This window comes from Phenylobacterium sp. (assembly GCF_036502675.1).
GTDB lineage: Bacteria > Pseudomonadota > Alphaproteobacteria > Caulobacterales > Caulobacteraceae > Phenylobacterium.
In genome coordinates this window covers 16,389-29,935 of the sequence record NZ_DASXYF010000014.1, presented here as the reverse complement: position 1 = coordinate 29,935, position 13,547 = coordinate 16,389, and the positions used below count along the sequence as shown (strand labels likewise).

The following is a 13,547-nucleotide window of genomic DNA, read 5'->3' as shown; positions in this document are numbered from 1 at the left end:
CCTGCCGGCGCCGCGTCAGGCGACGGCGGCGGCGGTATCGGATTGGGCGCTCGCCACGGCGCAAAGCCGGCCGATCTCGGTGATCAGCGCCGCCGGTGCGATCGGCTTGCCCACCACGCCATCCATCCCGGCGTCCAGATAGGCGGACCGCTGGTGGGACAGCACGTTTGCGGTCAGGGCCACGATCGGCGCGGCGGCGTTGGGACCGCCTTCCCTGCGGATGCGGCGGGCGGCTTCCAGACCGTCGATGCCCGGCATCTGCACGTCCATCAGAATGATGTCGAAGGCGCTGCGATTCGCGGCCTCGACGCCCAGGAGGCCGTCGGCGGCGGTCTCGACCACCGCGCCCAGGTTCTCCAGCAGCTTGGTGACGATCATCCGGTTGGTGGCGTTGTCCTCCACCACCAGCACCCGCAGCCGCTCCACGAGCGCGTCGCCGGTCTCGACCTGAGCGGCCGGGGTCGCCGTGGCGGCGGCGGCGATCTCCAGCCAGAACATCGAACCCTCGCCCTCGACGGAGGTGAAGCCCACGTCGCCGCCCATCATCTCGGCAAGGCGCAGCGTGATCGCCAGGCCCAGGCCCGAGCCGCCGAACCGGCGGGTGGTGGAGGCGTCGCCCTGGTCGAAGCGCTGGAAGATCCGCGCCTGGGCGGCCTGCGGCACGCCGACGCCGGTGTCCTCCACCTCGAAGCGGAGCAGCCCCGCCGTCTTCCCCGGGCGGCAACGCAGGGTGACGCCGCCCTGCAGGGTGAACTTGACCGCGTTGCCCAGCAGGTTGAACAGCGCCTGGCGCAGGCGCACCGGGTCCGCCTGCACCCATGCGACCGCCGGGTCCACCTCGACCGTCAGGCTCAGGCCCTTGGCCTCCGCCTGCGGACGCAGCAGCCGCGCCACGCCTTCGGCCACTTCGCGCGGATTGAGCGGTTCGTTGGACAACTCCAGATGCCCCGCCTCGATCTTCGAGAAGTCGATGACGTCGTTGAGCAGTTCGGCCAGCATCTGGCCGCAGGAGAGCGCCTCCTCGAGCATCTTGCGCCCGTCGCCGGTGAGTTGCTCCGCCTTCAAGAGGTGCAGCACCCCCATGACGCCGTTCATCGGCGTGCGGATCTCGTGGCTCATGTTGGCCAGGAAGGAAGCCTTGGCCTCGGCCGCCGATTCCGCGGCGCGCTGGGCCTCGACCAGGTCCAGCTCCTGGCGCTTGCGCACGTCGAAGTCGTGCACCAGGCCCACGCCCTTCAGCCAGCGTCCCGTGCGGCTGCGCTTCAGGTGGTGGAACACCCGCACCCAGCGGACCTCGCCGTTGGGCTTGATGATGCGGGTCTCGAACGCCTCGCCCGATTCGCGGCGCCCGGCGCGGATGTCGAGGAACGCCTGGCGGACGGCGGGAACGTCGTCGGGGTGGAAGTTGGGGAAGCGCAGCTTCAGCGCATCCTCGTAGGTGCTCGAGGCCGAGCCGATCACCTTCTTGAACTCGGGCGAGGCCCAGAAGGTCTTGGCCACGTGGTCGATCTCGTAGACGCCGGCGTCGGCGGCTTCGAGCGCCAGCTTCAGGCGCCGGGCGTTGACCTGCGCGTCGCGACGGGCCTGGGCCAGGGCGGAGATGTCGTCGATATAGACGACCATGCCGCCGACGCGCCCCTTGGCGTCCCGCCACGGACGGCCCTCCCAGCGGACCCAGTGCGACACGCCCTGGCTGTCGGTGAAATGGTCCTCCGGGCAGGCCACGACTTCGCCCAGCAGCACCTGCCCGTGCGCGCTCAGGAAGCGCTTGGGCACGTTGGGAAAGACATCCTGCAGGCGATGGCCGACGTGCTCGCGCCGGGTCAGGTCGAAGACCTGCCGCCAGCGCGGACTGACCACCATGTAGCGCAGCTCGCGGTCGAACATGGCCACGGCGAAGGGCGCGGCCTCCACCAGCTGGTGCATCCGCTGCTCGCCGAGCCGCGCGGCGTCGCGCGCCGCGGTGAGCTCGGTGATTTCCTGGGAAATTCCCCGCAGGGCGAAGTTCCCGCCGGGCCGGGGCTCCGTATGGAACGTCGCCCGCCAGGCCGTGCAGCGGCCGTCCTTGTTCAGGAAGCGGTGCTCGACGGCGCCGGGGAGGCCCTCCTCCACGCCGCGGCGCATGGCCTCCAGAAGCTCCTGGCGGTCTTCAGGGTGCAGCCGGGCGGCGAAAGCCTTCGGGCAGGAGATCTCGGCGGCCGTGAAGCCGGTGTGACGGGCGATATTCTCCGACCAGCGGATCTGCCGCTCGGCGGGCTCGTACGACCAGGCGCCGATGCCGGCGGCGTCGGAGAGCAACCGCCGCGTGCGCCGCGCCTCCTCCACCTCGGGGTCGCGGCTTTCGTCGGGAGACAGCTCCCGCAGGATTCCGATGAAGTAGCCGTCCGCCGTCCGCTGTATCCGGTGTGCGAACCAGCACCAGTCGCCGGTCTTCGTCCGCAGTCGGAAAACACGGTCGGCCGTCGTCCGGTCGGATGGCTCGATCGCCGAATGGGTATAGGTCGCCAGGTCGTCGGGATGGACGAGGGCGCTGAGCCTCGTGCCGACGAGCTCGTCTTCGCGCCAGCCCGTCGCCCCGACCCAGGCCGGGTTCACCAGCTTCACGGCGGCGTCCGGCCCGACGACAAACATCAGCTCGCGGCTGTTCTTGAACAGCAGCTCGATCAGCGCCTGATCGCCTGTCAACGCAACGGCCGTGTCGTGCTCGCCCATCGAGCCCCCTCCAATATCCAGCGACCCTAAATCGGCACCGGTAAACGCGAGGTTGGCGTCGGCGAACGTCGTTACCAATGGTCGTAAAATGTGATTGCCCCTTATTGCGAATGGTTCTCATTGCAAGGCGGCGCTGTTGCAAATAAGAACGCCTCTCAATAACAGTCGTGGAGGGGACGTTGGGAAGCATGAGGGGGACGGGCCGCGGGGTCGTAGGCCGCGCCAGACGCCGGAGTTGGGCGCAGGGCCTGGCGGTCCTCGCCGGGGCGGCCAGCCTAGGCGGAGCCGGGCAGGCCGCGGCGGCGGAGGCCGAGGCGACCGCGGCGGTGGAGGTCTCGGGCGTCGACGTCCAGGGCGCGCACCGGCCACTGGATGCGGACACCGGCCTTTCGGTGCTGCCGACCACGATCCAGGATACGCCGCAGGCGGTCAGCGTGATCGGGGCGGCCCAGCTCAAGGCCCAGGGCGTCAACAGCCTGGAAGGCGCCCTGCGCAACGTGCCGGGCATCACCATCGCCATCGGCGAGGGCGGCACGCTCAGCGGCGACCAGTTCAAGATCCGCGGCTTCGACGCCAAGGACGACGTGTATGTGGACGGTCTGCGCGACTTCGGGTCCTACACCCGTGACAGCTTCAACTATGAAGAGGTGCAGGTCCTGAAGGGCCCGTCGGGCGCGATGTTCGGCCGGGGCGCCACCGGCGGGGCGATCAACACCCTCTCCAAGTCGCCGAAGCTGGCGGATTTCGTCGCGGTGGACGGCTATGCGGGCAACGGCGACTACTATCGCGCCCTGGCCGACATCAACCATCAGTTCGGATCGACCACAGCGGTGCGACTGAACCTGATGGGCAACGACACCGGCGTCGTGGACCGCGACCACATCTATTCCAAGCGCTGGGGCGCGGCGGTGACGCTGGCGACCGGGATTGGGACCGACACCACCGCTTCGGTCAGCTACCTGCACCAGCACAACAAGGGTCGGCCCGACTACGGCATCATCATCGTCCAGCGTCCCGGCGACATCATCGCCAAGCCGGCCAGCGAATATGGCGTCGGCGTCGAACGCTCGACCTTCACCGGCTACCTCAACGACGTCGACCGTTCGGACGCCGACATCCTGACCGTGCGGCTCAGCCACCGGGTCAACGACAAGGTCATCCTGAACTCCGACACCCGCTACGGCGTCTATTCGCGCTACTTCCAGTATTCGACCCTGGACCAGTGCACGGCGGCCTGCACGGCGGCGCTGTTCGACGGCAACCCCGCGACCGAGGCCAATGGCGGCAACGGCGGCCAGGGCCCCTACGACATGGACGCCTGGGGCTTGCAGAACATCACCACGGCGCGGATCGACTACGATCTCGGAAGCCTGAGGAACCAGATGATCCTCGGCGTCGACCTGTCGCGCCAGGAGAACGACAAGCTGATCTACGCCTACGCCCTGCCGGCGGGCTTCACGACCCGGCAGGTGATCCCGCGCCCGCTGGTCAACCCGAACCCCAACTTCCCAGCGGGCTATGCGGTGTTCCGCGCGGTTCCCGGCCAGAGCATCAGCTGTGTGGGGGCGGGCAACTGCACCACCCAGGTGAACGGGGCGACGGTGTTCACCAACACCGCGGGAACGGCGACGCAGGACAGTTCGGGCAAATCGACCGACGCCGGCATCTTCCTGACTGACCGCCTCTGGTTCAGCGACCAGATCTCGATGATCGGAAGCTACCGTATCGATCGCTATACCGCCGAGCTGAATTCCCTGCTCTTCAACAACACGACGACCGACATCAAGGTGAAGCCGACGCTGAAGAGCCCCCGCGTCAGCGTGGTGTTCGAGCCGGCCAGCGACCAGACCTTCTACGCCTCATGGGGCAAGTCGCAGACCCCGCAGGGCACCTCGATCGTCGGCTCCGGCGCGGCGCTGGCGGTGACCACCAAGGACCTGAAGCCCGAGGACAGCGAGATCTGGGAAGCCGGGGCGAAGATCCGCATCCCGTCGACCCACCTCTACGCGACGGCGTCGATCTTCAACATCAAGAAGGACAACGCCCTGCAGACCGATCCGGACACCGGCTTCCTGCAGGCCCAGTCCGGCGAGCGGCAGCAGGTCAAGGGCGTCGAACTGGGCGTCACCGGCGATATCACCGCGGCCTGGACGGTGAGCGCCGGCTACACCTACCTCGACGCGAAGATCAAGGAATCCTTCACCAACTGCGCCGTGCCCACCAGCACCACGGGCACGCCGACGGGCATCGTCTGCGCCGTGGGCGTGACGGTGGCCGTTCCGGTCGTGAATACGGTCGCGGTCGGCCAGCAGGTGACCTTCGTACCGAAGCACTCCGCCAGCTTCTTCACCACCTACGACCTCGGCGCGGTGCTGGACGGGCTGTCGGTGGGCGGCGACGTCACCTACCAGAGCAAGCAGAACGTCGGCTACACGCCCCGCAGCATCAGCTACGCCGACCGGGCGACGCTGGTGGCGTCGCGGCTCTCGGTCGTGCCGGCCAACGTCACGCTGGACGCCTACGCGGCCTACAAGGCCGGCCCGTACCGCATCGCGATCAACCTCTACAACATCACCGACCGGCTGAACTACACCCAGGTGTTCGGCAACCGGGCGGTCCCCGCGGCCGGACGGACGGTGATCCTCTCGCTGGGCGCCGCGTTCTAGGCCGCCCGGCTCGACGTTACGGACGCGACCGCTTCGGCCGGGGCGGCCACGTTCGCGGGCCATTCCTCCTCCCCGGAATGGTCTAGACTGGCGGGGAGGGCCGCACGTCGCGGCCCTCCCCGCATTTCTTCGCCGGAGTCCCGCATGCTGGTGACCATCGAGGGCGTGCTCAGCCCCAAGGACGCCGCCCGCTTCCTGAGCCGGCTGGCCGCGGCCGACTGGGTGGACGGCCGGGCGACGGCGGGGGAGCAGTCGGCGCTCGCCAAGCGCAACCTGCAGGTTCCCGAGGATGCGCCGGTCGCCCGCGAGCTGGGCGAGGAGATCCTGGGCGCTCTTGGCCGCAACCCGGGCTTCGTCTCCGCCACCCTGCCGCTCAGGGTCTTTCCGCCGCTGTTCAACCGCTACGAGACGGGGATGGGCTTCGACACCCATGTGGACAACGCCATCCGGTTCGCAGGCCCCGTCCGCTTCCGCACGGACATCTCGGCCACCCTGTTCCTCAGCGACCCCGAAACCTACGACGGCGGGGAGCTGATCGTCGAGGACGCCTATGGGGAGCATGCGGTGAAGCTCGGCCCGGGCGACCTTGTGCTGTATCCGGCCGCCAGCCTGCACCGGGTGGCGCCGGTGACCCGCGGATCGCGCCGGGCGGCGTTCTTCTGGGTGCAGTCCATGGTCCGCGCCGACGGCCAGCGGACGCTGCTCTACGACCTGGACAACGCCATCCAGGCCGTGAGCGCCAGGCTGGGCCAGGGCGACCCCGCCGCCGTCGCCCTGGCGGGGAGCTACCACAACCTCCTGCGGATGTGGGCGGAGGTCTAGGCCGACCCGCCGAGGGCGTTCCGCCGCGCCCGGCGGCGCAGCCACATGACGACGCCCGAGAGCGCCAGCACGGTGGGCGCGAGGCCGCCCAGGGCGATGACCGTCCGCCAGGCCGGCCCGGTATCGGTTCCGTCGTGGATGCGGCGCATCAGCCGCGACAGCGGATCGGGGCCGCCCTGGCCGCTCCGGCCGCCCTTCACCGCGCCGTCGGCGTCGGCCACCTGGACGGCGGCGGGCGCCTCGGCGTCCGGGGTCGTGACCTGCAGGCGCCAGGCGGGCGCCTTGCCGACGACGGGGACGCTGATGCTGACGAGGCGGGCGCCGGGCCTTAGGGCCAGGGCGCCGGCCCGGTCGATGAAGAGGTGCGGATGGGGGATCGGCGGGGCGAAACGTCCCGCACCGCCGCCGGGCGCACCGCCCCGGGGCTCGGCCAAGCCGAACAGCGCGCGGGCGGTCTGCGGGAACGAGATGTAGACCCCGGTGAGTGACAGCACCGCCAGCGGAATGCAGATCCAGAAGCCCACCATGTGGTGCAGCTTGAACAGCTTCGACGACCCGCGGCGCCAGCGCAGGGCCTTGAGGAACCCGCCGCCGCGCGGCCACCAGAGCCAGAGGCCGGTGGCGCAGGACGCGAACATCGCCCAGCCCAGCCAGCCCACCACCTTGCGCCCGACCTGCGGGATCAGCAGGGTCCCGTGCAGCCGGTGCATCACCTGGCTGAAGGATTGGGAGAGATCCGCCCGGCCCAGCACCCGGGCGGTGGGCGGATCGAGCCAGACGGTGAGGCTGCGCGGCCGTCCACCGGCGTCGGGCGGTCCGGAAAGCCGGCCGGTCGCCACCACCGGATCGCCGGCCTTCTGCGGCAGGCGAAGCTGGGCCAGGGCCGCGCGGCCGGCGAAGGCCGCCCCGGCCGCATCGGCGTAGGCGGAGAGCGGCAGGGCGGCTTCGGGCCCGCTCACGGCGAAGCGCTCCGGATGCAGGGCGCGGTCCAGGGGTTCGCGCCAGACCAGGATGGCCCCCGACAGACTAAGCGGCGCCAGCACGACCAGCAGGCCGGCGCCGATCCAGAGGTGCACGTCGAGCCAGAGGCGCCGCAAGCGTCCGAAAGGCGATCTGGTCATGCGCTCCCCCCGACAAACCCGCCGCAGCCCGGTGTGGATAATGCGACCGATTTTCATTTGCAATATCGCCGGATCGCAATGCCGATGGATTCCGCGCGCCGGCGTGCAACGAATCCGCGTGGGGCTGGTTGTCTTGCGGCGCGGGGGGCCGCACGCGAGGACGCGCCATGGCGACGGTGGCCCCCTACGACCTGCTCCGTCCCTTCCTGTGGATCGCGCTTGCCGCCTTCCTCTGCGGCTTCGGCGGCTATCTCGTCCTGAGCGCGCCGGCCCCGCAGCGCCCGGAGCGTGCGCAGCCCGTGGCTTCGCCCCGGATGGAGACTGCCTATGGCGGCGGTCCCTTGCGCGATGTCTGATTCCTAGAGGCCGCCCCGGGCCACGAACCAGCCGTTGCGGAAGCCGGCGTCGACCTTGCCGTAGACGAACGGCCGGCCCTCCGGCGTGGTCAAGCGGCCGCCCGCCGCCTCCAGCACCGCATGGCCGGCGGCGATGTCCCATTCCATGGTCGCGCCGTGACGCGGATAGATGTCGGCGGTTCCCTCGGCGATGCGGCAGAACTTGATGGAGGAGTCCATCGGCTGGCGCGACGTGAAGTGGTAGGCGGCCGCGAGTTCCTCGGCCACCGCCTCCTTCATGGTGTGGCTGACCAGCGCCACCGCCGCGCCCTGGGTCCAGGGCCGCACCCGCACCGGACGCGCGTCTCCGCCCGCCTGCCGCTTCATCGCGGCGCCGCCCTGCGTGAACCAGGTCTCGTTCGAGGCGGGCGCCGTCACCGCCCCGGCCACCGGTCGCCCATGCTCGATCAGGGCGATGTTGACGGTGAAGTTCGGGTCGCCGCGCACGAAGGCCTTGGTGCCGTCCAGCGGATCCACCAGGAAAAACCGCGGGCCGATGGCCTCGGGCACGCCGAAGTCGCTGGCGTCCTCCTCGGAGATCACCGGCAGGTCGGGGTAGAGGCGCTTTAGCCCGGCCAGGATCAGCGCCTCGCCGCGGCGGTCGGCCTCGGTGACCGGGCTGTTGTCGGCCTTGCGGTCGACCACCACGTCGGAGCGCCAGAGCGGCAGGATCAGCTTCGCAGCCGCTTCGCAGACGTCCGCCAGGGACGCGCCGAGGTCATTGATCGCCGCGTCGGGCATCCCTGCAATCCACCGTAAACTCGCGCCCCGCCGCCGGCCCCAGGCCTGGAGCCTGGAACAAAGCGCCGATCCATCCTGTCGACAGGAGGTCTGTAAAGTCGCAGCGACGGTTTTCCAACGGATCAAATCAGACCAGAGTCCCGAACCATGAGCGATGTCGCCCCCGCCGAACCTGTGACCGCGCCGCCCGAGCCGCCGCGTCCCGCCGAACTGGCCGCCTATCTAGCGGCGCGCATGTGCCACGACTTCATCAGTCCCGCGAGCGCCATCGTCTCGGGTCTCGACCTCCTGGAGGACCCCACCGCCCAGGACATGCGCGACGAGGCCATGAGCCTGATCGCGTCCAGCGCGCGCAAGCTGGCCGACCTGCTGCAGTTCACCCGGGTCGCCTTCGGCGCCTCGGCGGCGGCGGAAACCTTCGACAGCCGGGTGCTGGAAGCCCTGGTCCGCGGCGTGTTCGCGCACATGCGCGCCGAGCTCGACTGGCAGGTGGAGCCGCCGTCGGTGAACAAGCCCGCGGCGCGCGCGCTCCTGAACCTGGCCCAGCTCGGCGGGGCGGCCCTGCCGATGGGCGGGACCACCCGGGTTCGCGCGGCGCAGGACGCCGGAACCGTGACGTTCGCCGTGGAGGCGATCGGCGGCCGCGCGCGGTTGCGCCCGGAGGTGCTGGCCGGGCTGCGCGGCGAGGGCATGGGCGAAGGGCTGCACGGCCACTGGGTGCAGGCCTACTATCTGCACCTGCTGCTGCGCGACGCCGGCGGCCGGGTGTTCGCCGACGTCTCCGAGGGGCAGGTCACCTTTGCGGCGACCATCCCGGGCGACGGCTGAATTTTTCCCCGCGCCATACGCCTCCTTAACCACCGCTGCGCCAAAACGGCAGGGAGGGGAAGGAGCGCATCGTTGAAGACCTGCCTGATCGTCGACGACAGCCGCGTGATCCGCAAAGTCGCCCGACGCATACTCGAGGACATGGGCTTCGAAATCGCTGAAGCCGCCGATGGGGTGGAAGCCCTGGCCTGGTGCCGCGCGGCGATGCCGGACGCGATCCTGCTCGACTGGAACATGCCGGTGATGAACGGCATCGACTTCCTGAAGCACTTGCGCGCCGAGCCGGGCGGCGACCAGCCGACCGTGGTGTTCTGCACCGTCGAAAACGACATGAACCGGATCGTCGAGGCGCTCGACTGCGGCGCGGACGAGTACATCATGAAGCCCTTCGACGGCGACATCATCGCCTCGAAGTTCGCTCAGGCCAGGCTCGCATGAGGTCCGACGACGCCCTGCTGGTCAGCCAGCTCTGCGCCGCGCGCGCCGGGCTGAAGGTCGACCCCGAGAAGACCTACCTCCTGGAAAGCCGGCTGGCCCCCGTGGCCCGCCGCGACGGCTTCGGCTCCATCGCCGACCTCCTGGCCTCCCTGCGCGCCAAGCGCGAGGAGCGGACGATCTGGGCGATCGTCGAGGCGATGACCATGGGCGAGACCTCGTTCTTCCGCGACCACAAGCCGTTCATCCGGTTCCGCGACGAGGTGCTGCCGGACGTGGTCCGCCGGCGTTCCGGCTCGCCGGTGCGGATCTGGAGCGCGGCCTGCGCCGCGGGCCAGGAAGTCTATTCGCTCGCCATGCTGGTCGACGGCCAGTCGCCGCATCTCTCGGGCGCACGCATCGAGCTCTACGGCTCGGATCTGAACGAGCGGGCGCTGGAGAAGGCCCAGAGCGGCCTCTATACCCAGTTCGAGGTGCAGCGCGGCCTGCCGATCCGCCAGCTCGTGCAGCATTTCGAGAAGGCCGACGACATGTGGATCCTGTCGCCCCGCATCCGGCAGATGGTGCGCTGGCGGCGGATCAACCTGGTCGGCGACCTTTCGGCGCTGGGCCAGTTCGACGTGATCTTCTGCCGCTACCTGCTCTCGTCGCTGGTCGCGCCGATGCGGGCGCGGGTACTGGAAAGCCTCGCCATGGCGCTGGCGCCCGGCGGCTACCTGGTTCTCGGCGAAGGCGAGACGGCGGCGGCGATCACCGACGCCCTGCAGCCGCTCGCCGGCGACGGCGGCCTCTTCGGACGTAACCCGGCGTTCCGCGCCGCAGCCTGACCCGCAAGCGAAAAGTCCCGCCGCCCGAGGGCGACGGGACTTCGATTCCCTGCAACAGGCTGAAGCCTAGTGCTTGGCGTCGTTCGCCGTGTCGGTCACCGCCGAGCCGGCGGATTTCACGTCCTTGCCGGCGCCGGCCACGGTGTTGCAGGCCGAAACCGCGAGGCTGGCGGCAAGCATAGTCAGCAGAACCAAGGTACGCATCGTCATCGTCTCCAGAAGGTGGGGAAACTCGCCCAGCGCCAACGTTCACGCTGCGGCGGAGTTCCCTCCGGCCGCCTGGCTATTTTCCTCGGGCGCCGCGGCGGGGGTGGGGAAGATCAGGCGGGCGGTGACGCCGCCGCACGCATTGCGCACAAGCTCGGCCCGGCCCCGCAGCTGCCGGGCGAAGGCGGTCATCAGGGTGCGGCCGACGCCGGCCGCGCTCAGCGCCCCTTCCGCCGCCGCCCCGTCGTCGGAGATCTCCAGCCAGGCCTCCTCGCCCTCGACCCGGAAGTTGACGGTGAGCTTGCCGCCGCGCCGGGCGAAGGCGTGCTTCTGGGCGTTGGTGATGGCCTCGACCGCGAAGAGGGCCAGCGGGGCCAGGCGGTCGGGATCGATGACCAGGGCGTCAACGGCGAGCTCCGTCTCCACCTGTGGGCCATGCAGCATCTCGCCGGCGATGAGCTGGGCGGTCAACTCCTCGAGGAAGGGGCGCAGGTCCACGCGTTTCAGGTCCGGCCCCTGGTAGAGGGCGCGGTAGATCAGGGCGAGCGCGGTGATCCGCTGGCGGGTGTCGGACATCGCCGCCCGGGCAGCCGGGTCGCTCAGCGACCGCTGCTGCATGTTGAGCAGGGAGGAGATGACCTGCAGGTTGTTCTTCACCCGATGGTGGATCTCGCGCATCAGCGCATCCTTCTGCGCCAGGGTCTCGCGCAGCGACAGGTCGCGGCCGACGATGCCGTCGGCCATGCTTTCCAGGGTGCGGGCCAGGTCGCGGATCTCCGGGGGCGCCTGCTCGGCCTGGATGGGCCGCACCCCGAACCGGCCGCGGGCGTAGAGCTCGGCGATGCGCTGCAGATAGGCGATCCAGCGCAGCACCACCCTGTCGGTCACCACCGCCACCGCCGCCAGGGCCATGACGAAGGTGAGCAGCGGGAAGGCGAGCCCCGTCAGGGGATTGAGCCTGGCCCACGAGAACAGCCCCGGGGACTCGGCCGACAGCACGACGAACACGTCGTGGCCTATCAGGGGCGCCGCGGAGTAGATGCGGGTCTGGCCGCGGCGGTCGTCGGCCGACCAGACGTAGGAGCCGCCGGCGGTGGCGTGGGCGCGCCAGTCGGGCGGCAGATCGGGGAAGGCTTGCAGGTCGGTGAGCCCGATGTAGTGGCCGCTGTTGTCGGCCAGCGCCACCTCGGCCTTGGGCGGCAGGGCCGGGTCGCTGGCCGGGGGCTGCAGGCTGGACAGCGAGATCACCGCCACCAACGCCCCGTCGAACGCCTCGTTCTGGTCGCGGGCGCGCACGGCCGCCAGCAAGGCCGGCTGGTCGGCGTAGCTGGCGCCGGGGTCGCGGGTGATCACCAGATCGTCGCCGCCCGCCAGGCGCTGGAACCAGCTGCGGCTGAAGCGCTGGGTGTCCTCGGGCACGTCGTGCGCCGCGCAGGACACCCGGCCGACACGGTCGAAGCGGATCAGGTTCTCGTATCCGGGGATGCGGCGCGCGACCTCCGCCAGGCGCTGCGGGCACTCCAGCCCGACCGAGTTCGGGGCGAGGGTCTCCAGGAGGATGTCGGCGGCTTCGAGCCGGGCGCGGGCGGTGGACGCGCTGCGTTCGGCCGCGGCGCCCAGGTTGGCCTTGAGGGTCGTGGCCTCCCGGCGGAAAGCGATGGCCGACTGCAGGGCGCCCAGGAGCAGGAGGGGCAACAGTGCGATCGCCAGGGCCGTCATCAGACGGACCCGGATCGTGCTCGGCGATCCCCTGGACTGACCGGTCATGGCTGGACGATTTTGGTCCTAACGGACCGTGCTTAACCGCTCAGCGTCGGCCAGGATAGAGCGCATGGCGTCGCCGGCGGCTCCGCCGTCCCGGTCATAGGCGCCGTCTTCCAGGATGGCGTGCAGGGCGCGTCGCGCCCGGCTCACCCGGCTTTTCACCGTGCCCACCGCGCAATTGCAGATCTCGGCCGCCTCCTCGTAGGCGAAGCCGCCCGCCCCCACCAGGATCAGCGCCTCGCGCTGCTCGGCCGGCAGCATGGACAGGCCCTGGCGCAATTCGTCCAGCGCCACCGGCGCCTCGGGATCGTCCACCGCCACCAGGGTGCGCTCGGCCGCTTCCTGGTCGAGCTGGCTCTGCCGCCAGGACCGGCGCTTCTCGGAATAGAACTGGTTGCGCAGGATCATGAAGGTCCAGGCCTTCATGTTGGTGCCCATCTGGAACGAGGCCCGCGCGTCCCAGGCCTTCATCATGGCGTCCTGCGCCAGGTCGTCGGCGGCGGCGGGTTCGCCGCACAGGGTGCGGGCGAAGGCGCGCAGGTGGGGAATGAGCTGGACAAGCTCACGCTTGAACGCCTCGTCCTCCGCCGTCGTGCGGGGCGGGCGGACCGTTTCGTGGGGCGCGGCCATCAGCCGTTCCCCGGCCCGCGCTTGTCGGCCTGCCGCAGAATGTCGAGGAATTCGTCGGGCACCTGTTCGTTGACGACCTCGTCGAACATCTGGCGCAAGCGCACGCCGATCGCCTGCTGGCGAAGACGCGCCTCGTCCAGCGCCGCGGAGGCCTTTCGCCGTTCTTCCATGGACCGCTGTTCGATCATCTGATCGGCCTGACGCTCGCGCGCAGGCCGTCCCCTCGACTGACTATCTCCGCCGCTCAACGCCGTACTCCCCCTTAGGTTCCCGCTGAACGGACCGGTGTGCCAGAAAACCACCTGGGAAAGGAACCGGTTCCCCAGGGCCGCGTTTTGGCGTCTAGGATGGGGCGCGCCGGAAAGTCTTCCGACGATTGTTGCTGTCTCACGCAAGACC

13 protein-coding genes are annotated in these 13,547 nt (G+C 70.1%); 6 read left to right on the top strand and 7 right to left on the bottom strand.

Annotation, left to right across the window (positions count from 1 at the left end; translation table 11 throughout):
• Positions 1-15: 15 nt before the first annotated feature.
• Complete coding sequence (locus tag VGL30_RS01760) at positions 16-2,712, bottom strand: PAS domain-containing protein (protein ID WP_331536146.1); 2,697 nt, start codon at positions 2,710-2,712, stop codon at positions 16-18.
• Between the two features lie 188 nt (positions 2,713-2,900).
• Here VGL30_RS01760 and VGL30_RS01755 point away from each other — a divergent pair, with 188 nt between their 5' ends.
• Positions 2,901-5,378 (top strand): TonB-dependent receptor, encoded by a 2,478-nt coding sequence (locus VGL30_RS01755; protein ID WP_331536144.1) that lies wholly within the window; start codon positions 2,901-2,903, stop codon positions 5,376-5,378.
• A gap of 144 nt (positions 5,379-5,522) precedes the next feature.
• On the top strand, positions 5,523-6,200 hold the full coding sequence (locus VGL30_RS01750) for a Fe2+-dependent dioxygenase (protein ID WP_331536142.1): 678 nt from the start codon (positions 5,523-5,525) through the stop codon (positions 6,198-6,200).
• On the opposite strand, the gene VGL30_RS01745 is transcribed toward VGL30_RS01750, so the two are convergent.
• Positions 6,197-7,321, bottom strand: coding sequence for a PepSY-associated TM helix domain-containing protein (locus VGL30_RS01745; protein WP_331536140.1), 1,125 nt, complete (start codon positions 7,319-7,321; stop codon positions 6,197-6,199). The genes VGL30_RS01750 and VGL30_RS01745 overlap by 4 nt on opposite strands.
• 167 nt (positions 7,322-7,488) lie before the next feature.
• Between VGL30_RS01745 and VGL30_RS01740 the strand changes: the two genes are divergently transcribed.
• Positions 7,489-7,677 carry a hypothetical protein gene (locus VGL30_RS01740; protein ID WP_331536138.1) on the top strand — a complete coding sequence of 63 codons (189 nt, stop codon included), beginning with the start codon at positions 7,489-7,491 and terminating at the stop codon, positions 7,675-7,677.
• 3 nt (positions 7,678-7,680) lie between these two features.
• On the opposite strand, the gene cysQ is transcribed toward VGL30_RS01740, so the two are convergent.
• Positions 7,681-8,457, bottom strand: coding sequence for a 3'(2'),5'-bisphosphate nucleotidase CysQ (cysQ, locus tag VGL30_RS01735; protein ID WP_331536136.1), 777 nt, complete (start codon positions 8,455-8,457; stop codon positions 7,681-7,683).
• Between the two features lie 147 nt (positions 8,458-8,604).
• Here cysQ and chpT point away from each other — a divergent pair, with 147 nt between their 5' ends.
• From chpT to VGL30_RS01720, 3 genes are all read left to right on the top strand, one after another.
• The gene (chpT, locus tag VGL30_RS01730) at positions 8,605-9,285 is read left to right on the top strand and encodes a histidine phosphotransferase ChpT (protein ID WP_331536134.1); all 681 of its coding nucleotides are present in this window, start codon (positions 8,605-8,607) and stop codon (positions 9,283-9,285) included.
• 72 nt (positions 9,286-9,357) lie between these two features.
• Positions 9,358-9,723 (top strand): response regulator, encoded by a 366-nt coding sequence (locus VGL30_RS01725; protein WP_331536131.1) that lies wholly within the window; start codon positions 9,358-9,360, stop codon positions 9,721-9,723.
• Positions 9,720-10,547, top strand: coding sequence for a protein-glutamate O-methyltransferase CheR (locus VGL30_RS01720; RefSeq protein WP_331536128.1), 828 nt, complete (start codon positions 9,720-9,722; stop codon positions 10,545-10,547). Before VGL30_RS01725 ends, VGL30_RS01720 begins: the two co-directional genes overlap by 4 nt.
• Before the next feature lie 66 nt (positions 10,548-10,613).
• Here VGL30_RS01720 and VGL30_RS01715 read toward each other — a convergent pair whose 3' ends face one another.
• The 4 genes from VGL30_RS01715 to VGL30_RS01700 all read right to left on the bottom strand — a co-directional run bounded on the left by VGL30_RS01715 (position 10,614) and on the right by VGL30_RS01700 (position 13,396).
• On the bottom strand, positions 10,614-10,751 hold the full coding sequence (locus tag VGL30_RS01715; protein WP_331536126.1) for an entericidin A/B family lipoprotein: 138 nt from the start codon (positions 10,749-10,751) through the stop codon (positions 10,614-10,616).
• A 45-nt stretch (positions 10,752-10,796) separates the two neighbouring features.
• The gene (locus tag VGL30_RS01710) at positions 10,797-12,449 is read right to left on the bottom strand and encodes a sensor histidine kinase (protein WP_331536124.1); all 1,653 of its coding nucleotides are present in this window, start codon (positions 12,447-12,449) and stop codon (positions 10,797-10,799) included.
• 90 nt (positions 12,450-12,539) lie between these two features.
• Entirely contained in the window at positions 12,540-13,148 is a 609-nt protein-coding gene (locus VGL30_RS01705) for a sigma-70 family RNA polymerase sigma factor (RefSeq protein WP_331536122.1), read from the bottom strand.
• On the bottom strand, positions 13,148-13,396 hold the full coding sequence (locus VGL30_RS01700; RefSeq protein WP_414694945.1) for a NepR family anti-sigma factor: 249 nt from the start codon (positions 13,394-13,396) through the stop codon (positions 13,148-13,150). Before VGL30_RS01700 ends, VGL30_RS01705 begins: the two co-directional genes overlap by 1 nt.
• Positions 13,397-13,547: the final 151 nt, after the last annotated feature.